Source organism: Streptomyces sp. NPDC029526 (assembly GCF_040637405.1).
Taxonomy (GTDB): domain Bacteria; phylum Actinomycetota; class Actinomycetes; order Streptomycetales; family Streptomycetaceae; genus Streptomyces.
In genome coordinates, this window is the sequence record NZ_JBEZWE010000003.1 from 420884 (window position 1) to 441859 (window position 20976).

Sequence of the window (20976 nt, forward strand, 5' to 3'; positions counted from 1 at the left end):
CATGCGCTTTCGCGGGAAGTCCATCCGCCGGAAGATCGTGGCGCTGCTCCTCGTGCCGCTGTTGTCCCTGACCACCATCTGGGCCTTCGCCACCGTGCTCACGGGGCGGGAGGCGAGCCGCCTCTTCGACGTCTCCTCGGTGATGGAGGAAGTCGGCTACCCCGTCGAGGACACCGTGCGCGTCCTGCAACAGGAGCGCCGCCAGACGCTCGTCCACCTCGCCGACCCCCGCGCCTCGGACGGGCTCGCCGCCCTCCGCAGGAGCCGGGCGGCCACCGACCGGGCCGTCAGCAATGTGCGCGCCAACGCGGCGAAAGCCGAGGTGCGCGAGGCGATGGGGGAGGACACCGAGAACCTGAGCGCGGTCCTCGACTCCTTCGACGGCATCGAGTCGCTGCGGCGCAGCGTCGAGGACGGCACCGTGGACCGTTCCCAGGCACTCGATCTGTACAACCGCCTCGTCGACCCCTGCTACGTCCTGCTCGCCAACCTCCACGTCGTCGAGGACGTGAGTCTGGACAAGCAGTACCGGGCCCTGGTCAATCTGGCCCGGGCCCGCGAACTGCTCTCCCGGGAGGACGCCCTGCTCGGCTCCGCCCTCGTCGTGGGCCGGCTCTCCCGCACCGAGGTGCGGGCAGTCTCCGACCTCGTCGCCCAGCGCACGCTGCTGTACGACGCGAGCCTGCCGCAGCTGCCGACCGAGGAACGCGACCGGTACGAGAGCTTCTGGCAGAACGCCTCGTCCGCACCACTGCGCGTCGGCGAGGAGGCCGCCGTCGCCTCCGGCACCGGCCCGCCCCGCGGGGTCACCGCCAAGAGCTGGGACACCGCGGCCGGCACCGTGCTGGAGGAGCTCGGCTCCCTCAACGACCAGGCCACCGACCGCTACCAGGACCGGGTCCGTCCCGTCGCGATGGGCGTGATCACCCAGGCCGTCGTCGCCGGTGTGCTGGGCCTGCTCGCACTGCTGCTGTCCCTGTTCCTCTCCGTGCGCATCGGCCGCGGCCTCGTCCGTGACCTGCGGCAGCTCCGGCTGGAGGCCCACGAGGCGTCCGGGGTGCGGCTGCCCGGGGTGATGCGCCGGCTCTCCGCGGGCGAACAGATCGACGTCGAGACCGAGGTGCCGCGCCTGGAGTACGCCAGGAACGAGATCGGCGAGGTCGGCCAGGCGCTCAACACCCTTCACCGTGCCGCCGTCGAGGCCGCCGTGAAGCAGGCCGAACTGCGCGCCGGTGTCTCACAGGTCTTCGTCAACCTCGCCCGGCGCAGCCAGGTCCTGCTGCACAAGCAGCTCACCCTGCTGGACACCATGGAGCGCAGGACCGAGGACGCCGACGAACTGGCCGACCTGTTCCGCCTGGACCACCTCACGACCCGGATGCGCCGGCACGCCGAGGGGCTGGTGATCCTCTCCGGTGCGGCACCCTCCCGGCAGTGGCGCAAGCCGGTCCAGCTCATGGACATCGTGCGGGCCGCCGTCGCCGAGGTGGAGGACTACGAACGCATCGAGGTACGCCGGCTGCCCCGCGTCGCGGTCACCGGTCCCGCCGTCACCGACCTCACCCACCTCGTGGCCGAACTCATGGAGAACGCCACGGTGTTCTCCCCACCACACACCGCGGTGCAGGTCCTCGGTGAACGCGTCGCCAACGGCTTCACGCTGGAGATCCACGACCGCGGCCTCGGGATGACGGCCGAAGCCCTGCTGGACGCCAACCTCCGGCTCGCCGAGACCCCCGAGTTCGAACTGTCCGACACCGACCGGCTCGGCCTGTTCGTGGTCAGCCGCCTCGCCCAGCGGCAGAACGTCCGGGTCTCCCTGCAGCCCTCCCCGTACGGCGGGACCACCGCCGTCGTCTTCATCCCGGACGCGCTGCTCACGGACGACGTCCCCGACACCAACGGCGTCGGCTTCCGGCTCGACCGCCCGCAGCGCCCCAAGGACGCGCGGGACGGCCGGGACGCCCGGGACGACGAGGGCGTACGGAGCCGTCGCGCCGCCCTTTCCCAGAGGCCCGTGGCCCTTCCCGGTCTTCCCGCCGGCCTGCTCGACGGCCCCGTCGAACTGGAGGCGCCCGTCGGGCCGGAGGCCGCCGGAACGCTGGACCCCCTCGACGACTTCCCCGGAGCACTGGACGACGAGGACGGGGAACACGGAGGGCTGTTCCGCCCCCGCCGCTCCCCGGGCCGCACCGGGGGCGAGCGCCCCGGAGGCCGGCAGGAGCCGCGTCCGGAGCACCCGGGGGACATCGAGATCCCCGAGGACACCGAGGACCACCACCGGGTGAGCGCCCCCGTCCCGCTGATGCGCCGGACCAGCCCCAAGTTGGTGCGTTCGCACGGCCGGCCGGTCGGTGACCAGCGCGCCCGCCGGGACCGGGCGAGCGACGGCGGCCCGGTGCCGTCCTCCCGCCCGGAGGGGGACGGGCTCCCCTCTCTCGCGGAACGACGCCGCGGGGACACGGCCGGGCCCGCCTCCGGCCGGCCGTGCCCGGAGCCCGCTCCCGCCACCCCGCTGCCGAGCCGGCGCCGCACCGCGCGTCCCGCCATCGGGACACGCGCGGAAGGACCGCGGGAGACCGCGGCGAGCGGGCCCGGACCGGGCGACACCGCACGGAGCGGCACTGGTCGGAGCGGCACCGGACCGAGTGACACGGCACGGAGCGGCACCGGACCGAGCGACACCGGGCCGGGCGGCACCGGGCCGGGCGACGCCGAGCCGTCCCCGCTGGCGCCCCTGCCCGCCCGGCGCCGGGGCGACTCCCCCCGGGCCGCCACCGGGGACTCCGGCCGGGAACGGGACGCCCGGAAGGGCGACACCCCGCCCCGCACACCGCCGGGCCGCGACGACGGCGCCGGCACACCCCCCGGACTTCCCCGGCGCACCCGCGGTACCGGCGCCCGGCCGGGGAACCCGCGCAGGGCCGCGCCGGAGACCCGCCCGCAGCCGGGCGACGAGGCCCCCGCGGACCCGACGGGATCCGGGACCCCCCGAGCACCCGAGGCCCCCGCGTCCCCCGGAGGCCACGGAACACCCTCGGAGACCGCAGCACCCGGAACCGCTTCGCCCCGAGACGGCGCCCAACCCGGAAGGGCTTCGCCCCGAGACACCGGGAGTCCCGGCGGAGTGCTGCCCCGTCGGGTCCGGCAGGCCAGCCTCGCCCCGCAGCTCAAGCGCGAGGCGGAACGGTCCGCCGGGAACACCGGGAACGCCGGGAACACAGCACCGCTCGCCGAGCGGGACGCGGACGACGTCCGCAGCCGCATGGCATCGCTCCAGCGCGGCTGGCAGCGCGGCCGTGCCGAGAACGCCGCCGACGGCCAGGACCACGGCGGCACAGCACCAGACGCGACGACTGAGGGGGACGGTCGATGACCGCACCGCACACGACCGGCCACGACGCGACCGACGAGGGGCAGCTGAACTGGCTCCTCGACGACCTGGTGGAACGCGTCGCCGGCATCCGCAAGGCCCTCGTCCTCTCCGGCGACGGCCTGGCCACAGGGGCGTCCCGGGACCTGACCCGGGAGGACAGCGAGCACCTGGCGGCCGTCGCCTCCGGGTTCCACAGCCTCGCCAAGGGGGTGGGCCGGCACTTCGAGGCGGGCAGCGTCCGTCAGACCGTGGTGGAACTCGACGAGGCGTTCCTGTTCGTCACGGCCGCCGGCGACGGCAGCTGCCTGGCCGTCCTCGCCGACGCCGACTCCGACGTCGGCCAGGTCGCCTACGAGATGACGCTCCTGGTCAAGCGGGTCGGCGCGCATCTGGCCTCCGCTCCGCGCACCGATCTGCCCTCCGGTGGGTAGTGGGATGACATGAGCTTCGACGGGCAGGGAAGCAGCCACTGGTTCGACGACGAGGCCGGACCGGTGGTCCGCCCCTACGCCATGACCCGCGGCCGGACCACGGGCACGGCCCAGCACCGCCTCGACCTGATCGCGGTGGTCGTGACCGAGCGCCACGCCGACGACCCGGAAACCGACCCGACGCTCGCCCCGGAACACGTGGACATCGTCGGACTGTGCCGGGACACGCCCCAGACGGTCGCCGAACTCGCCGCCGGGCTGGACCTGCCGGTCGGTGTGGTCCGGGTGCTGGTCGGCGATCTCGTCGACACCGGGTTCGTCCACGTCAACCGTCCGGTTCCGCCTGCCGAACTGCCGGACGAGAGTATTCTCCGCGACGTGATCGACGGCCTCCGGGCGTTGTGAGCCGCACGGAAGCGGGGTACTGACATGACCGGCTGGCAGTTCTGGGTCGACCGGGGCGGCACGTTCACCGACATCGTCGCGCGCCGGCCCGACGGCCGGCTCCTCACCCACAAGGTGCTCTCGGACACCCCGGCCGCCGGTGCCGGTCCGTCGGCGGTCCCCGACGCGGCGGTCACGGGCATCCGCCAGCTGCTCGGGGACTCCCGGGAGCCGGTCGAGGCGGTCCGCATGGGCACGACCGTCGCCACCAACGCCCTCCTCGAACACACCGGCGAACGCACCCTGCTGGTCATCACCCGGGGCTTCCGCGACGCCCTGCGCATCGCCTACCAGAACCGTCCGCACATCTTCGCCCGCCGCATCGACCTGCCCGAGATGCTCCACGAGCGGGTCGTCGAGGTCGACGAACGGATCGCCGCCGACGGCACCGTGCTGCGGCCCCCCGACCTCGACGCGCTGGCCGGGCCGCTGCGGCAGGCGTACGACGACGGCATCCGGGCCGTGGCCGTGGTCTGCCTGCACAGCCACCTCCACCCCGCCCACGAACGGGCCGTCGGGGACCTCGCCGCCCGTATCGGCTTCCCGCAGATCTCGCTCTCCAGCGAGGTCAGCCCGCTGATGAAACTGGTGCCCCGGGGAGACACCGCCGTCGTCGACGCCTACCTCTCGCCCGGGCTGCGCCGCCACGTCCGGCGCGTCGCCGACGCCCTCGGCGGGGCGCGCCTGATGTTCATGCAGTCCAACGGCGGGCTCACCGAGGCCGGGCAGTTCCGCGGCAAGGACGCCATCCTCTCCGGTCCCGCCGGCGGCATCGTCGGGATGGCGCGCATGTCCCAGCTCGCCGGCTTCGACCGGGTCATCGGCTTCGACATGGGCGGCACCTCCACCGACGTCTCGCACTTCGCGGGCGCGTACGAACGCGTCTTCACCACGCTGATCGCGGGGGTCCGGCTGCGCGCGCCCATGCTGGACATCCACACCGTCGCCGCCGGCGGCGGCTCCGTCCTGCACTTCGACGGCTCCCGCTACCGGGTCGGCCCCGACTCGGCGGGCGCCGACCCCGGACCGGCCTGCTACCGGGGCGGCGGCCCGCTCGCCGTCACCGACGCCAACGTCATGCTCGGCCGCATCCAGGCGGCGCACTTCCCGGCCGTCTTCGGCCCGGACCGCGACCAGCCGCTCGACACCGCACTCGTGCGGGACCGCTTCACCGCCCTCGCCCGCGAGATCCGGGAGCGGACCGGCGACGACCGCACACCGGAACAGGTCGCCGAGGGCTATCTGCGGATCGCGGTCGCCAACATCGCGGCCGCCGTCAAGCGGATCTCCGTCCAGCAGGGCCACGACGTCACCCGTTACGCCCTGACGACCTTCGGGGGTGCCGGCGGCCAGCACGCCTGCAAGGTGGCCGACGCGCTCGGCATCCGCACCGTCCTCGTACCGCCCGCCGCCGGCGTCCTCTCCGCCCTCGGGATCGGACTCGCCGACACCACGGCCATGCGCGAGCAGTCCGTCGAGGCACCGCTGGAACCGGCCTCGATGCCGGGCGTCGAGCGGACCGCCGACGACCTGGAGGCCGCCGCCCGCGCCGAACTGCGGGCCGAGGACATCCCCGACGACCGGATCGAGGTCACCCGCCGCGCCCAGCTGCGCTACGACGGCACCGACACCGCCCTCACCGTCGAGCTGGCCCGTCCCGAGGCGATGCGGCGCGCCTTCGAGGAACGTCATCGCGCCACGTACTCCTTCACCCTCGACCGGCCCCTCGTGGTCGAAGCCCTCTCCGTCGAAGCCACCGGCCTCACCGAACCCCCCGATCTGTCGTCACTCGCGCCCCGCGCGCGGCGCGCCGGGCCTCCGCGGACCGTCCCGCTCCACACCGGCGGCGCGTGGCGCGACGTCCCCCTGCACCGCCGGGAGGAACTCCCTCCCGGCGGGACCGTCACCGGACCCGCGATCATCACCGAGGCCGGCTCGACCACCGTCGTCGACGACGGCTGGCGCGCCGCCGCGACGGATGCCGGGCACCTGGTCATGGAACGGGTGACGGTCACGCAGAGTTCCGACGCGGTCACGGATGTGGACCCGGTGCTGCTGGAGGTCTTCAACAACCTCTTCATGTCGATCGCCGAACAGATGGGCGCCCGCCTGGAGTCGACCGCCCAGTCCGTCAACATCAAGGAGCGCCTGGACTTCTCCTGCGCCCTGTTCGACCCGGCCGGCGGCCTCGTCGCCAACGCGCCCCACATCCCCGTCCATCTGGGCTCCATGGGCACCAGCGTCAAGGAGGTGCTCCGGCGCCGGGGGCCCCGGATGCGCCCCGGCGACACCTACGCCGTCAACGACCCGTACCACGGCGGCACCCACCTGCCGGACGTCACCGTGATCACCCCCGTCTTCGGCACCGACACCGGCACCGGCACCGGCACCGGCACCAGGACCGGCACCGGCACCGAGCGCCCGCACGGCAGCGCGGCCGACGCCGTCACCGACGACGGACCCGAGTTGCTGTTCCTCGTCGCCTCCCGCGGCCACCACGCCGAGATCGGCGGGATCGCCCCCGGCTCCATGCCCGCCGACAGCCGCACCATCGAGGAGGAGGGCGTCCTCTTCGACACCTGGCTGCTCGCCGAGGACGGCCGCCTCCGCGAGGAGGAGACCCTCCGCCTGCTGACCGGGGCGCCCCACCCCTCCCGCAACCCGGCGACCAACCTCGCCGACCTGCGGGCCCAGATCGCCGCCAACCAGAAAGGCGTCGACGAGGTCCGCCGCATGATCGGCGTCTTCGGCCTCGACGTCGTCCAGGCGTACATGCGGCACGTCCAGGACAACGCCGAGGAAGCGGTCCGGCGCGTCATCGACACCCTCGACGACGGCGCGTACGCCTACGAGACCGACTCGGGCGCCGTCATCCGGGTGCGCGTGAGAGTGGACCGCGCCCGGCGCTCCGCGACCGTCGACTTCACCGGGACGTCCGCGCAGCTGCCCACCAACTTCAACGCCCCGTTCGCCGTCGTCAACGCGGCCGTGCTGTACGTCTTCCGCACCCTCGTCGCCGACGACATCCCCCTCAACGACGGCTGCCTGCGCCCCCTGACGATCATCGTGCCGCCCGGCTCCATGCTGGCGCCCGAGCCGCCCGCCGCCGTCGTCGCGGGCAACGTCGAGACCTCCCAGGCCATCACCGGGGCCCTCTACGCCGCGCTCGGCGTCCAGGCGGAGGGATCCGGCACCATGAACAACGTCACCTTCGGCAACGACCGTCACCAGTACTACGAGACCCTTGCCTCCGGATCGGGCGCCGGCGACGGCTTCCCCGGCGCCTCCGTCGTGCAGACCCACATGACCAACTCGCGGCTCACCGACCCCGAGGTGCTCGAATGGCGGCTGCCAGTCCGGCTCGAGGAGTTCGCCGTCCGCCCCGGCAGCGGCGGCGCCGGGCGGTGGCGCGGCGGCGACGGAGCGGTGCGCCGCCTCCGCTTCCTGGAGCCCATGACCGTCTCCACCCTGTCCCAGCACCGCCGGGTCCCGCCCTACGGCATGGCCGGCGGTGGGCCCGGGGCGCTCGGAGCCAACCGGATCGAACGGGCGGACGGCAGCGTCCACCGCCTCGCCGGGAGCGACTCGGCCGAGGTCCGGCCCGGGGACGTCCTCGTCATCGAAACCCCCGGCGGCGGAGGCTACGGCCCACCGACCGCCCCGTCGAGCAGGAGAGAAGACCGATGATCTTCGGCCGTACCGAGCGCGGCAAGCCCCCGGTCGAGCCCGTCACGCTCAAGATCCTCGTGGCCGGCGGTTTCGGCGTCGGGAAGACGACGCTCGTCGGCGCGGTCAGCGAGATCCGGCCGCTGCGCACCGAGGAACTGCTCACCGAGGCCGGCCGTCCGGTCGACGACCTCAGCGGGGTCGAGGCGAAGAACACCACCACCGTGGCCATGGACTTCGGCCGCATCACCCTGCGCGAGGGGCTCGTGCTGTACCTGTTCGGCACCCCCGGCCAGGAACGGTTCTGGTTCATGTGGGACGAACTGTCCGAGGGCGCCCTCGGTGCCGTCGTCCTCGCCGACACCCGGCGGCTGGAGGACTGCTTCGCCGCCATCGACTACTTCGAGCGCCGCGCCATCCCGTTCGTGGTCGGCGTCAACTGCTTCGAGGGAGCGGACCGTTACCCCGCCGAGGACGTCCGGCAGGCGCTCGACCTCGACGACCACGTCCCCCTGCTGATGTGCGACGCACGGGACCGCGGGTCGGTCAAGGAGGTCCTCGTGGGGGTGGTCCGGCACGCCATGACGCAGGCGGCGCGCAACCGCCCCGCGGTCACCACCTGACGCCTCCCTGACGCCCAGGCGGCGTCCGTCGGCCGGCCGGCCGGTCCGTGGTCCGGGCGACGCGTCCGTCGCCCGGACCGGTCCGCGCTGCCGTCGCGCCACGGCGGCAGGACCACGCCGGCCCCCGCGCACGCCGGGACGCAGGTCAGTCGTCCCCCTCCTCGACCCAGCCGAAGCTCCGCTCCACCGCCCTGCGCCAGTTGCGGTACTCCCGGTCCCGCTCCGAAGCCGCCATGGACGGCTCCCACGCGGCGTCCTGCCGCCAGTGCGACGTCAGCTCGTCGAGGCCGTTCCACACCCCCGTGGCGAGTCCGGCGGCGTACGCGGCGCCCAGACACGTCGTCTCGGACACCCTCGGCCGGATCACCGGCACGTCGAGCACGTCGGCCTGATGCTGCATCAGCAGGTCGTTCCTCGTCATGCCGCCGTCGACCTTCAGCGAGCTGATCCGGACGCCGGAGTCCTCGTACATGGCGTCCACCACCTCCCGGGTCTGCCAGCTCGTCGCCTCCAGCACCGCCCGCGCGAGATGCGCCTTGGTGACGTAGCGGGTCAGCCCGGTCACCACGCCCCGTGCGTCGGCACGCCAGTAGGGCGCGAACAGGCCCGAGAACGCGGGCACGATGTAGGCGCCGCCGTTGTCCTCCACGCTCGCTGCCAGCCGCTCGATCTCGTCCGCGCTGCGGATGATGCCGAGCTGGTCGCGCAACCACTGGACCAGCGCCCCCGTGATGGCGATCGACCCCTCCAGGCAGTAGACGGGCGCCTCGTCCCCGATCTTGTAGCCCATCGTGGTCAGCAGCCCGCTCTTGGACGGCACCGGCCGGCCCCCCGTGTTCAGCAGCAGGAAACTGCCGGTGCCGTAGGTGTTCTTCGCGGTGCCCACCTCGTAGCAGGCCTGCCCGAACACCGCCGCCTGCTGGTCTCCGAGGGCCGACGCCACCGGGACGCCCGCCAGTTGCCCCACGGCGGTGCCGTAGACCTCCGCCGAGGAGCGGATCTCCGGCAGGACCGCCTCGGGCACGTCCATGGCCGCCAGGATCGACGGGTCCCACTGGAGCGTGTGCAGGTTCATCAGCATCGTCCGGCTCGCGTTGGTCACGTCCGTGACGTGCCGGCCGCCGTCCGGGCCGCCCGTGAGGTTCCAGATCAGCCAGGAGTCGATGGTGCCGAACGCGATCTCGCCGTTGACGGCCCGGGCCCTCAGCCCGGGTACGTTGTCCAGCAGCCAGGCCGCCTTGGGCCCGGAGAAGTAGCTGGCCAGCGGCAGTCCCGTCGCCTCGCGGAAACGGTCCTGCCCGTCGGTGCCGCCCAGCCGGTGACAGAGCGCGGCCGTCCGCGTGTCCTGCCACACGATCGCGTTGTGCACCGGCTTGCCCGTGGCGCGGTCCCACAGCACCGTCGTCTCCCGCTGGTTGGTGATGCCCAGCGCGCTCAGGTCACCGGCCCGCAGACCGGCCTTCGCGAGCGCCCCGGCCACCACCGCCCGCACCTTGGACCAGATCTCGGCGGCGTCGTGCTCCACCCAGCCCGGCTTCGGGAAGATCTGGCGGTGCTCCCGCTGGTCGACGGCGACGATCGCGCCGTGCTGGTCGAAGACGATGCAACGACTGGAGGTGGTGCCCTGATCGATCGCGGCGACGAACGTGCCCGTCATGACGTCCCCTTCGTCGGTTCGTTCAGAAGGCTGCGTTGAAGACGACCCCGGCCAGGGCCGCACCGATCAGGGGCCCCACGACGGGAACCCATGCGTAACCCCAGTCCGAGGTCCCCTTGTTGGGGATCGGCAGCAGCGCGTGCACGACGCGCGGCCCCAGGTCGCGGGCCGGATTGATGGCGTACCCGGTCGGACCGCCGAGCGAGAGGCCGATGCCGACCACCAGGAACGAGACGATCAGGATCGACGTACCGGACTCGCCGAGCCCCTTGGTCAGACCGAAGGCCAGGATGGGCAGCACCAGCCCTACGGTCGCGATGATCTCGGTCACGAGGTTGGCGAGCGGATGGCGGATCGCCGGCGTCGTGGAGAAGATGCCGAGCGTCGGCTGGGCCAGGTCCTCGTCCGCGTTGGCCCGGAACTGCGCGTAGTAGACCAGCCAGCACAGCACCGCGCCCAGCATCGCGCCCACCAACTGCCCCGCCACGTACACGTGCACCTGGTCCCACGCGCCGGTGTCGATGGCGATGCCCAGGGTGACCGCCGGGTTGAGGTGACCGCCGGACAGCGGCGCCGCGGTGTAGGCCCCCGCCATCACACCGAAGCCCCAGCCCAGCGCGATGACGACCCAGCCGGCGTCCTTCGCCTTCGAGTGGTTCAGGACGACCGCCGCGACGACCCCGGCGCCGAACAGGATGAGGATCGCGGTTCCGATGATCTCCCCGACGAATACGTCTCCATTGCTCATGGCGGCTCCTCGGCCCGGCCCGGAAGCGCCTCGTCCCGGACCTCACGTGCAGGATGCGTTTCCCATGGCGACTTCGGCCGGGGACGGGGACGTCCCGTGCCCCGTCCGGCGTCCGTGACGAGCGTGCCGTGGCCGTCACACCGCCCGCGGGGGAGCGGGCCCCGGCATGCGGGCCCCGCCGCGACGTGCAGGAAAGCGCCGGGATGAGTGGCGGTGCCGACCGACACCGGAAGTGTTCACCGGCACCCGGGGGCCGTCAAGGTCGCCGACCGCACCGGTTGCCGCCCCCGCCGAGGCGGCGCGGCCCGAACGCCACCGAGCGGCCCGAATCGCCCGGCACAACGGTGCGGCCCGTCCGACACCTCGCCGCCCGGCCCACCCGGCGCCGAACGGACGGTCCGATGATCGGATACAGTCCGCGCGTGTCCAGAACTCACCCACCGGCCCCCGACACCGCGCCCGGCTCCCACTGTTCGAGCTGCGGCACGCCCTACGGGGAGGGTGTCTCCGGCTGGCCCCGCACCTGCCCGGCCTGCGGCACCACGGCCTACCGCAACCCCCTGCCCGTCGCGGTCGCCCTCCAGCCCGTGTACGACACCCAGGGCACCGGCCTGGTCGTCATCACCCGCACCGTCCCTCCCGCCCGCGGCGGAGTCGCACTGCCCGGCGGCTTCCTCGACGACCGCGAGGACTGGCGGCAGGCCGTCGTGCGCGAACTCCGCGAGGAGACCGGCATCGACGCCGCCGCCCGCGACGTGCGGCTCGCCGACGCCATGAGCTCACCCGACGGACACCTGCTCCTGTTCGGGCTCCTCCCGGAACGCTCCGCCGAGACCCTGCCGCCCTTCGCCGCCACGGACGAGACCGACGGCCGCCACCTGCTGCGCCGTGCCGAGGAACTGGCCTTCCCCCTGCACACCGTCGCCGCCCGCGCCTGGTTCGAGGGCCGCTACATCTGAACCCGCCGCTCTGGTCCGGCCGCGCCGTACCGTCCCGCCCCCGCCACCCGGCACGTCAGCGCGGCCCGTCACCCCGCAGCCGTACCGGGTGGGGCGGCTCCGCAGCGCCCAGGTCCCCCTCCCGTTCGACGACGAGCCGGCGCCCCGCCCACCGCACCGAGTACCGCTCGGGCTCCGGCTCCTTCCACCCGTCACCGGCGTCCGGCACCACGGTGCCGCCGCCCGTGCGGCCCCGGGCGGGTGCCCACACCTCCAGTTCCAGCCCGCCGTGCGCCCCGCGCACCGGCAGCACCGCCCCGGCACGGGCGAACACCGGGATCCGCTCCGGCGGCGCCTCGGCCGTCACCCGGCCCGGACCCTCGTACGCCCGCCCCGTCACCGTGTCGTACCAGCGCCCGCGCGGCAGCGGCACGACCCGGCGGACCGCGCCGGGCTCCAGCACCGGTGCCACCAGCAGGGCGTCCCCGAGCAGGAAGGCGTCCTCGCAGTCGCGCAGCCCCCGGTCCTCCGGCGCCGACCACCACACCGGCCGCACCGGCGGCGCCCCCGTCCGCCCGGCCAGCCGGGCCAGCGTCGTCAGGTACGGCAGCAGACGCCTCCGTTCGAGCAGCGCCGCCCGGACGGCGGACGCCACGTCGGCACCGGGCCCGCCCCCGTCCGCCCACCCGGCCGGCGGCTCCCCACGGGTGCGCAGCAGCGGCAGGTGCGCCCCCAACTGCAGCCACCGCACGTACAGTTCCCCGGACACCTCGGCACCGGGCCCGCCGACGTCCGCACCCGAGAAGGGGACGCCGCACAGACCGAGCCCCACCACCAGCGCCAACGACGCCCGCAACCCCGCCCAGTCCGCCGGCACCGCCCCCGGCCGGACCCCGCCGTACCGCTGCTGCCCCGCCCACCCGGACCGCGAGACGACGCACGGCCGCTCGTCGGGCGCCGACCGCCGCAGCCCCTCGTACGCCGCCCGGGCCATGCACAACGCGTACACGTTGTGGGCCTCGCGATGGTCCCCGCCGACGCCGTCCAGGGCGTGGCGCGCCGACCGCGGCAGCGCCGCCCCGCCGAAGGCCGCGAGGGAGGCCGGCGCGTCCGCCTCGTGCCAGAAGCCCGCCGAGCCCTGCGCCCGGCCTTCCCGGTACAGACCGCCCCACCAGGCGCGCACCCGCGGGTCGGTGAGGTCCGGGTAGACGGCGTCCCCGGCCTCGTCCACGCCCCGCACCACCGCGCCCGACGCCTCCCGCACGAACACGTCCGCGGCCGTGCCCGCCGCATGGACCTCACCGCCACGCCCCACCCCCACCGAGGGGGCGACGTCCGACACCAGCCGGACCCCGTCCTGCCGCAACGCCTCCGCCAGGGTCGGCAGACCGGGGAACCGGTCCCGGTCGACGGTGAACACGCGGTGCCGGTCCAGGTGGGACGAGCCGAGGTGCACGGCGTCCAGCGGCAGCCCCCGCTCGCGGTGCGCGGCCACCACCCGGCGGACCTCCGCCTCGTCACCGGCCCCGTCCAGCGCGTGGTGGTGGCCGAACGCCCACGCGGGCGGCACGGCGGGCGCACCCGTCAGCGAGGCCCAGGCCAGCAGCACGCGCGCGGGCGCGCCCACCATCACCCAGCAGCGCAGCGGCCCCCCGTCCACCCGCAGCTCACTCGTCCCGGCCAGGTCGTGACCCGAGCCGTCGCCCTCCACCCCCTCCCGCAGCGTCACCGTGCCGTCCCAGGTGGTGTCGTGGAAGACCAGATGCGTACCCGCGTCGGCCACCACCACCTGCACCGGCATCGTCACGTGCGCGGGCGCCCCGGCAGACACCCCACCGGCCCCCGGGCAGTGCCGGGGGCCGGTGTTCCACAGCCGGTACCGGCCGGAGCGCAGCCGGGGCCCCGACGCCTGCCCGCCCAGCCCGAAGAAGCGGGCATCGGCCGGCACCTCCGCACGCACCGCCCAGCGGCCCGGGCCACCGCCGACCGGCTCCCACCAGCGGGGCGGAAGCTCCCGGCGCAGCAGCACACCGCCCGGGGTGAGCACCTCCACGGCACCCTCCCGGGACACGGACACGGTCACCCGCTCGGCCACCACCCGCCAGCCGCCGTCCGTGTCCGGTTCGAACACCGCCCGCGGATCCGGCTCCGGACACGCCCCGGCCAGCGCGTACGACGGTTCGGCAGCCGCCCCGTCCCAGCCCCAGAAGACCGCCCCGGTCACCGCCACCATCACCCGCACCTCGGACCGGGCGAACCGCACCACGCCCCCGCCCGGACCCGGTTCCACCTCCCGGACGAGGCCCGGCACCCGCGCCCGTACCCGACCACCCGCGGGCAGCCCCGCGGCGTCCGCGCGCCGCCTCCGCCACGCCGCCCGCACGGTACGCAACCCCTGAGCCGCCCCCGACGAGCCGACCGACCTCACCGAACGCACCAGGTCACGACCGTCCATACTGTTCACCCTGCCACTCGCCGCTCCCCGCAGCCGTGCCGTTCAACTGCCGTTCACCCACGATGGGAGCACACCCGCACGGCACGGATCGCGCGGGGCACCCTGGTGCGGAAGTCGATCACATGGCATCGTCCCTGTCAGCCGCGTCACGCGCACACCCCAGCCCGTGCGCGCGGGACGCACACCATGCGCACAGTCCGGGAGCCGTAATGCCGACCGCGAATGACCTGCCCCTCTGGCAGCCCGATCCGGAACGAATCGCCCGCGCGCGGATCACCCGTTTCCAGGCATGGGCCGCCCAGCACCACGGCGCTCCCGCCGAGGGCGGCTACCCGGCCCTGCACCGCTGGTCCGTGGACGAGCTAGAGGCGTTCTGGACGGCCGTCGCCCAGTGGTTCGACGTCCACTTCCCGACACCTCCCGCCCGGGTCCTCGCCGACCGCTCCATGCCGGGCGCCCAGTGGTTCCCGGGGGCGACACTGAACTACGCCGAGCACGCCCTGCGCGCCGCCGCGGACCGCCCCGACGCCCCCGCCCTGCTGCACGTCGACGAGACCCACGAGCCACGCCCCGTCACCTGGGCCGAGCTCAACCGGCAGGTCGGATCCCTCGCCGCCGAGCTGCGCGCCCTGGGCGTACGACCGGGCGACCGCGTCAGCGGCTACCTGCCCAACATCCCGCAGGCCGTCGTCGCCCTCCTCGCCACGGCCGCCGTCGGCGGCGTGTGGACCTCCTGCGCGCCCGACTTCGGCGCCCGCAGCGTCCTCGACCGCTTCCAGCAGGTCGAGCCGGTCGTCCTGTTCACCGTCGACGGCTACCGCTACGGCGGCAAGGAGCACGACCGCCGGGACGTCGTCGCCGAACTGCGCCGCGACCTGCCCACCCTGCGCGCCGTCGTGCACATCCCGCTGCTCGGCACCGACGCCCCGGACGGCGCGCTGGAGTGGACTGCGCTGACCTCCGCGGACACCGCACCCGTCTTCGACCCCGTGCCCTTCGACCACCCGTTGTGGGTGCTCTACTCCTCCGGCACCACCGGCCTGCCCAAGGCCATCGTCCAGTCCCAGGGCGGCATCCTGCTGGAGCACCTCAAGCAGCTCGGCCTGCACTGCGACCTCGGACCGGACGACCGGTTCTTCTGGTACACCTCGACCGGCTGGATGATGTGGAACTTCCTCGTCTCCGGCCTCCTCACCGGCACGACGATCGTCCTGTACGACGGCAGCCCCGGCTTCCCGGACACCGCCGCCCAGTGGCGGATCGCCGAACGCACCGGGGCCACCCTGTACGGCACCTCCGCCGCCTACGTGATGGCCTGCAGCAAGGCCGGCGTGCACCCCTCCCGCGACTTCGACCTGTCCGCCGTGCAGTGCGTCGCCACCACCGGCTCACCGCTCCCGCCCGACGGCTTCAGGTGGCTGCACGACGAGGTCCGCGACGACTTGTGGATCGCCTCCGTCAGCGGCGGCACGGACGTCTGCTCCTGCTTCGCCGGAGCCGTCCCGACCCTGCCCGTGCACATCGGTGAACTCCAGGCCCCCTGCCTGGGCACCGACCTCCAGTCCTGGGACCCCAGCGGCCGGCCCCTTACCGACGAGGTCGGTGAACTCGTCGTCACCAACCCCATGCCGTCGATGCCCGTCCACTTCTGGAACGACCCGGACGGCAGCCGGTACCACGACAGCTACTTCGACGTGTACCCCGGCGTATGGCGGCACGGCGACTGGATCACCGTCACCTCCCGCGGCTCGGTGATCATCCACGGCCGCTCGGACTCCACGCTCAACCGCCAGGGCGTGCGCATGGGGTCGGCCGACATCTACGAGGCCGTCGAACGGCTCCCGGAGATCAAGGAGTCCCTCGTCGTCGGCATCGAACAGCCCGACGGCGGCTACTGGATGCCGCTGTTCGTCCACCTCGCCCCCGGGGCCACGCTCGACGACGCCCTGCTGGACCGCATCAGGACGACCATCCGCCGCGAACTGTCACCCCGTCACGTCCCCGACGAGGTCATCGAGGTACCCGGCGTGCCGCACACCCTCACCGGCAAGCGCATCGAGGTCCCGGTCAAACGACTCCTCCAGGGCACCCCCCTGGAGAAGGCCGTCAACCCGGGCTCCGTCGACGACCTCGGCCTCCTGGCCTTCTACGAGGACCTCGCCCGCAAGCGAGCCTGAGCACCCGGGCAAGCGAGCCTGAGCACCCGGGCGGCGCCCGTCATCCCCCGTACGTGGCCTCGGACTCCCCGAGCACAGCGGCGAAGTCCGAGGCCAGGCGTGCCGCGCCGCCCGGCTCCGGCCCGGCCGTGCCGATCCGCACGCCCGCGTCCGACGCCGGCCGGAACCGGGCCCCGGCCGCCACCCACCAGCCGTACGACCGCAGACCGTTCACCACCGCGGACTCGTCCCGCACCGGCACCCACACGTTCATCCCGCTCGCCCTGTACGCCCGCACGTCCCGGGCGCCCAGCTCCCGGAGCAGCGCGGCGCGGCGCACGGTGCAGGTCTCCCCGGCGCGTGCCACCAGGGCGCGCGTGCCGTCGTCGGTCAGCATGCCGTGCAGGACCTCCTGCGGCAGATGGCTGACCCGGCCCGACGTCAGCAGCATCCGGCCGTCGTGCCTGGCCCGGGTCAGGGGGTCGCAGGCGGCCGCGGCCCGGCGCAGGTCCGGTCCCAGGAACGTGCTCACCGTCCGCACGTGCACCCACCGCGGCCCGGCGGCGGCCGGCGCGGCATCGGCCCCCTCGCGGTCACCGCACCCCGGCGCCGGACCCCCCGGACGGGCGGCCTTCGGCACGCTCATCGCCGTGACCTGCCCGGTCAGCACCGGCTGGTGCGCGACCGGCTCTCCCGGCCCCCGATGTCAGTGCCGCCGATTACGGTGAGTGAGCATTGATCGACCGACCATGCACGGGGGACACATGACCGTCACCGACCACCGCACCCTGCGACGCGTCCTGCGCCGCGAGATCGCGGGCACCATCGGCCTCCTCGCCGACGAACACGACTTCCGCACCATGCGGCGCTACCGGACCTTCGCCTTCGAGGACCACACCACCTACCTGCACCACGTGGAAACCCTCCTCAGGACCCGCGCCCTGCAGGGCGGCTTCACCACCCTGGCCCTCTTCGACCCCGAGGAGTTCGCCGACTACTGCACCCGCGGCGGTCTCGACCCCGACAGTCCCGCCAGCCGCACCCGGTTCACCGCCGAACTCGCCGCCACCGGCCCGACCGTCCCCTACGACGGCGAGCCCCTGACCCACCTCGTGCCCGCCCTCGTCGACGAAGCCGTCCGCCGGGCCACCTGGGACTACGCGGCAGCCCTCCTCGCCCGCCTCGGCGCCTGCGCCACCTGCGGCGAAGACCTCGGGCGTGCGGCCTTCGCCCGCGCCTCCCGGCTCCTCACCCGCATCCTGGACACCGCCCCACCCGGCCACCGGCACCTGGTGTGCAGCGTCGCCGGACCCGACGAGACACTCGTCGCCGTCCTCCACGCCGACTCCACCGCCCCCGCCGACGGCACCACCGGCCGCCCGGACCTGGACGAGGCCGAAGCGCTCGAGTTCACCGCCGTCCTGGCCGTCGGCCTCGCCACCCACAGCACCGGCGGACTCGTCGTCCGGATCACCGCCCCCGGCACCCCCGACCGCGTCCACGGCTGGCGGCTGCGCGGCTACGGCCTCACCCCGCTCACCGCCGGCGAGGTCTTCGACGCCTACTGCACCGACGTGACCTCCGGAGAACCCATCCCGCCCGAGTCCAACGTCGACTACTGCGCCCCACCCGACCTCGGCGACACGGAACCGCCGCTCCACGGGCACTGACCCATCGACACCGGCGCACAAGCAGCGGAGCGACACCCACGGACGGCGAAGGGGCACCCCCACACGGAGGTGCCCCTGCCCCGGACCGCACCCGCGGCCCACGATGTCCCGGTCGTCCGCCCGCTTCTGTCGGACTACTCGCCCGACAGCACCGACCGCGCCGCGTCCCGCGCCTCCTCGGCGCTGTCCGCGGCCCGCGCCGCGGACGCGGCCCGCTCACACTGCGCCAGCGTGTACTGCGCCAGCGTCGCCCGCACATACGGAATGGACGCCGCCCCCATCGAGAGAGAGGTGACTCCCAGACCGGTCAGCACACAGGCCAGCAGCGGATCCGACGCCGCCTCCCCGCAGACACCGCAACTCTTGCCCTCGGCCCGCGCCGCCTCCGCGGACAGCGCCACCAGGTCGAGCAGCGCCGGCTGCCACGGGTCCTGCAGCCGGGAGACGGCTCCCACCTGCCGGTCGGCGGCGAACGTGTACTGCGCGAGGTCGTTCGTGCCCAGCGACAGGAACTCCACCTCCTGCAGAACCGAACGGGCCCGCAGGGCCGCCGACGGGATCTCGACCATCGCACCGACCTTCGCCCGCAGGCCGGCCTCCCGGCATGCCTCGGCGAACGCCCGGGCGTCGGCGCGGTCGGCCACCATCGGAGCCATGACCTCCAGGTAGACCGACAGTCCCTCGGCCGCCTCGGCCAGCGCGGACAGCTGCGTCCGCAGCACCTCCGGGTGGTCGAGCAGCGACCGCAGACCGCGCACACCCAGAGCGGGGTTCGGCTCGTCCGCCGGCGTCAGGAAGTCCAGCGGCTTGTCCGCACCCGCGTCCAGCACCCGCACGACGACCCGGCCGTCGGGAAACGCCTGCAGCACCTGCCGGTAGGCCGCGACCTGCTTCTCCTTCGACGGAGCGTTCTTGCTGTCGTCCAGGAACAGGAACTCGGTACGGAACAGACCGACGCCCTCGGCCCCCGCCCCCACCGCGGCCTCCACGTCGGCCGGGCCGCCGATGTTGGCCAGCAGCGGCACCTTGTGCCCGTCCGCGGTCGCACCGGGCCCCGTCGCCGAGGCCAGCGCCGCCCTGCGTTCCGCGGCCGCCGCCTCCAGCTGCGCCTTCTTCTCCTCGCTCGGACTCACGAAGATCTCACCGGAGCTGCCGTCCACGGCGATCACCGTGCCCTCGGCGAGCTCGCCCGCGCCCGGCAGCGCGACCACGGCCGGCACACCGAGCGCCCGGGCCAGGATGGCACTGTGGCTGGTGGGCCCGCCCTCCTCGGTGACGAAGCCGAGCACCAGCGTCGGATCCAGCAACGCCGTGTCCGCCGGCGCCAGGTCACGGGCCACGAGGACGTAGGGCTCGTCGCTGTCGGGAACGCCCGGCATCGGCACGCCCAGCAACCGGGCCACGATGCGGTTGCGCACGTCGTCGAGGTCGGCGACCCGGCCCGCCATGTACTCCCCGGCACCGGCCAGCAGCTCGCGGTACGCCGCGAACGCGTCGTACACCGCCCGCTCCGCCGTGCTCCCGGACGTGATGCGCCGCTCCACGTCCGTCATCAGCTCCGGGTCCTGCGCCATCATGGCCTGCGCCTCGAGCACGGCCTGGGCTTCGCCGCCCGCCAGGTTGCCGCGCGCCGTCAGGTCGGCGGCCACCGCCTCCACGGCCTTGCGGGCCCGCCCCTGCTCGCGCTCGGCCTCGTCCGGGGCGATCTGCCTGGCCGGCGGTTCGAGCACGGCCGTGCCCATGTGCCGCACCTCGCCGATCGCCACACCGTGGCTGACGCCCACACCCTGCAGCGTTGTCTCCATCTCACCCGTCTCCGATAGTGCGGCGCGCCCCGCCGCCGCGTTGCTTGTCCTTCTAGCCGGTCACGCCTGGAGCGACGGCACCGGCACAGTGGTCACTTCCAGAGGAAGAGGGTGTCGCCGGCCTTGACGTCGTCGCTCTCCCGCAGCTCGGAGAGCGCGTCCGCAGTGGCCTCCAGCGCCACGACCGGGCACACCGGGGACTTGCCCGCGGCCTCGACGGCGGCGGGGTCCCACCGCACGATGCTCTGGCCGCGGGTGACCGTGTCGCCCTTGTTGACCAGGAGTTCGAAGCCCTCGCCGTTGAGCTGGACCGTGTCGATGCCGAGGTGGGTGAGGACGCCGTGTCCGCTGCCGTCGACGACGACGAAGGCGTGCGGGTGCAGCGAGACGATCACGCCGTCGACGGGGGAGACGGCCGTGGAGGGCTCCCTCACGGGGTCGATCGCGGTACCCGGGCCGACCATGGCCCCGGAGAAGACGGGATCGGGCACGGCTGCCAGTCCGATGGCCCGTCCTTCGAGCGGGGCGGTCACGGTGGTCATGGGAAGCCTCCCAGGTGGAGATCTATAGGGGTGGCGGTCACAACCTGTTCCGGACCGCGCACTGTCCAGCAGCGTATGTCATGGGACGTACCGGTTCGGGCGGAAGATCCGAACCAGAGGTCTAGACCACGCACCCTAATGGATTTGCACGCGGTCCGCGACCCCGTGTACAGTCGTCACTCCTGCTTGGGAATGAGTGACGCGATCACGTGTCCTGCCCGGCGGGGAAACCAACTCATCAGATCCTACTCCTGGGGTCGTCGTCTGCATGCCTGCGGGTGATGGTCAAAGGGCCGGAAAAACACTGATAGAGTCGGAAACGCAAGACCGAAGGGAAGCGCCCGGAGGAAAGCCCGAGAGGGTGAGTACTAAGGAAGCGTCCGTTCCTTGAGAACTCAACAGCGTGCCAAAAGTCAACGCCAGATATGTTGATACCCCGTCTCCAGCATCTGCTGGGGCGAGGTT

Annotated in this window: 13 protein-coding genes and 1 pseudogene; 8 read left to right on the forward strand and 6 right to left on the reverse strand. The window is 73.7% G+C overall.

Translation table 11 applies throughout. From position 1 onward, the window contains the following. The first annotated feature begins 1 nt into the window (after position 1). From AB0F01_RS12780 to AB0F01_RS12800, 5 genes and pseudogenes are all read left to right on the forward strand, one after another. Positions 2-3376 carry a nitrate- and nitrite sensing domain-containing protein gene (locus AB0F01_RS12780; protein ID WP_362093501.1) on the forward strand — a complete coding sequence of 1125 codons (3375 nt, stop codon included), beginning with the start codon at positions 2-4 and terminating at the stop codon, positions 3374-3376. Next, on the forward strand, positions 3373-3807 hold the full coding sequence (locus AB0F01_RS12785) for a roadblock/LC7 domain-containing protein (RefSeq protein ID WP_362093502.1): 435 nt from the start codon (positions 3373-3375) through the stop codon (positions 3805-3807). Before AB0F01_RS12780 ends, AB0F01_RS12785 begins: the two co-directional genes overlap by 4 nt. Positions 3808-3816: 9 nt before the next feature. Continuing rightward, entirely contained in the window at positions 3817-4212 is a 396-nt protein-coding gene (locus AB0F01_RS12790; RefSeq protein ID WP_362093505.1) for a DUF742 domain-containing protein, read from the forward strand. Positions 4213-4236: 24 nt separating this feature from the next. Next, positions 4237-7951, forward strand: a pseudogene (locus AB0F01_RS12795) (hydantoinase B/oxoprolinase family protein); the annotation flags it as partial. Further along, positions 7935-8540 carry an ATP/GTP-binding protein gene (locus AB0F01_RS12800; RefSeq protein WP_362093595.1) on the forward strand — a complete coding sequence of 202 codons (606 nt, stop codon included), beginning with the start codon at positions 7935-7937 and terminating at the stop codon, positions 8538-8540. The pseudogene AB0F01_RS12795 and the gene AB0F01_RS12800, both read left to right, overlap by 17 nt. A 145-nt stretch (positions 8541-8685) precedes the next feature. Here AB0F01_RS12800 and glpK read toward each other — a convergent pair whose 3' ends face one another. After that, the gene (glpK, locus tag AB0F01_RS12805) at positions 8686-10197 is read right to left on the reverse strand and encodes a glycerol kinase GlpK (RefSeq protein WP_362093508.1); all 1512 of its coding nucleotides are present in this window, start codon (positions 10195-10197) and stop codon (positions 8686-8688) included. A gap of 22 nt (positions 10198-10219) precedes the next feature. After that, positions 10220-10945: an MIP/aquaporin family protein gene (locus AB0F01_RS12810; RefSeq protein WP_362093511.1), complete on the reverse strand. Its 726-nt coding sequence runs from the start codon at positions 10943-10945 to the stop codon at positions 10220-10222. 401 nt (positions 10946-11346) lie between these two features. On the opposite strand from AB0F01_RS12810, the gene AB0F01_RS12815 reads away from it, so the two are divergent. Continuing rightward, positions 11347-11904 carry an NUDIX domain-containing protein gene (locus tag AB0F01_RS12815; protein WP_362093513.1) on the forward strand — a complete coding sequence of 186 codons (558 nt, stop codon included), beginning with the start codon at positions 11347-11349 and terminating at the stop codon, positions 11902-11904. Between the two features lie 55 nt (positions 11905-11959). Here AB0F01_RS12815 and AB0F01_RS12820 read toward each other — a convergent pair whose 3' ends face one another. Beyond that, positions 11960-14338 carry a glycoside hydrolase family 31 protein gene (locus AB0F01_RS12820; protein ID WP_362093515.1) on the reverse strand — a complete coding sequence of 793 codons (2379 nt, stop codon included), beginning with the start codon at positions 14336-14338 and terminating at the stop codon, positions 11960-11962. Between the two features lie 209 nt (positions 14339-14547). Between AB0F01_RS12820 and AB0F01_RS12825 the strand changes: the two genes are divergently transcribed. Continuing rightward, positions 14548-16515, forward strand: coding sequence for an acetoacetate--CoA ligase (locus tag AB0F01_RS12825; RefSeq protein ID WP_362093517.1), 1968 nt, complete (start codon positions 14548-14550; stop codon positions 16513-16515). Between the two features lie 40 nt (positions 16516-16555). Here the strand turns inward: AB0F01_RS12825 and AB0F01_RS12830 are convergent, their stop codons facing one another. After that, complete coding sequence (locus tag AB0F01_RS12830; protein ID WP_362093520.1) at positions 16556-17026, reverse strand: hypothetical protein; 471 nt, start codon at positions 17024-17026, stop codon at positions 16556-16558. Between the two features lie 232 nt (positions 17027-17258). Here AB0F01_RS12830 and AB0F01_RS12835 point away from each other — a divergent pair, with 232 nt between their 5' ends. Further along, on the forward strand, positions 17259-18164 hold the full coding sequence (locus tag AB0F01_RS12835; RefSeq protein ID WP_362093522.1) for a hypothetical protein: 906 nt from the start codon (positions 17259-17261) through the stop codon (positions 18162-18164). Positions 18165-18298: 134 nt separating this feature from the next. Here AB0F01_RS12835 and ptsP read toward each other — a convergent pair whose 3' ends face one another. Together ptsP and AB0F01_RS12845 are read right to left on the reverse strand one after the other, a co-directional pair. After that, the gene (gene ptsP, locus AB0F01_RS12840; RefSeq protein WP_362093525.1) at positions 18299-19969 is read right to left on the reverse strand and encodes a phosphoenolpyruvate--protein phosphotransferase; all 1671 of its coding nucleotides are present in this window, start codon (positions 19967-19969) and stop codon (positions 18299-18301) included. A 92-nt stretch (positions 19970-20061) separates the two neighbouring features. Continuing rightward, a complete protein-coding gene (locus tag AB0F01_RS12845; protein WP_362093528.1) occupies positions 20062-20511 on the reverse strand; it encodes a PTS glucose transporter subunit IIA in 450 nt (149 codons plus the stop codon). Between the last annotated feature and the right edge of the window lie 465 nt (positions 20512-20976).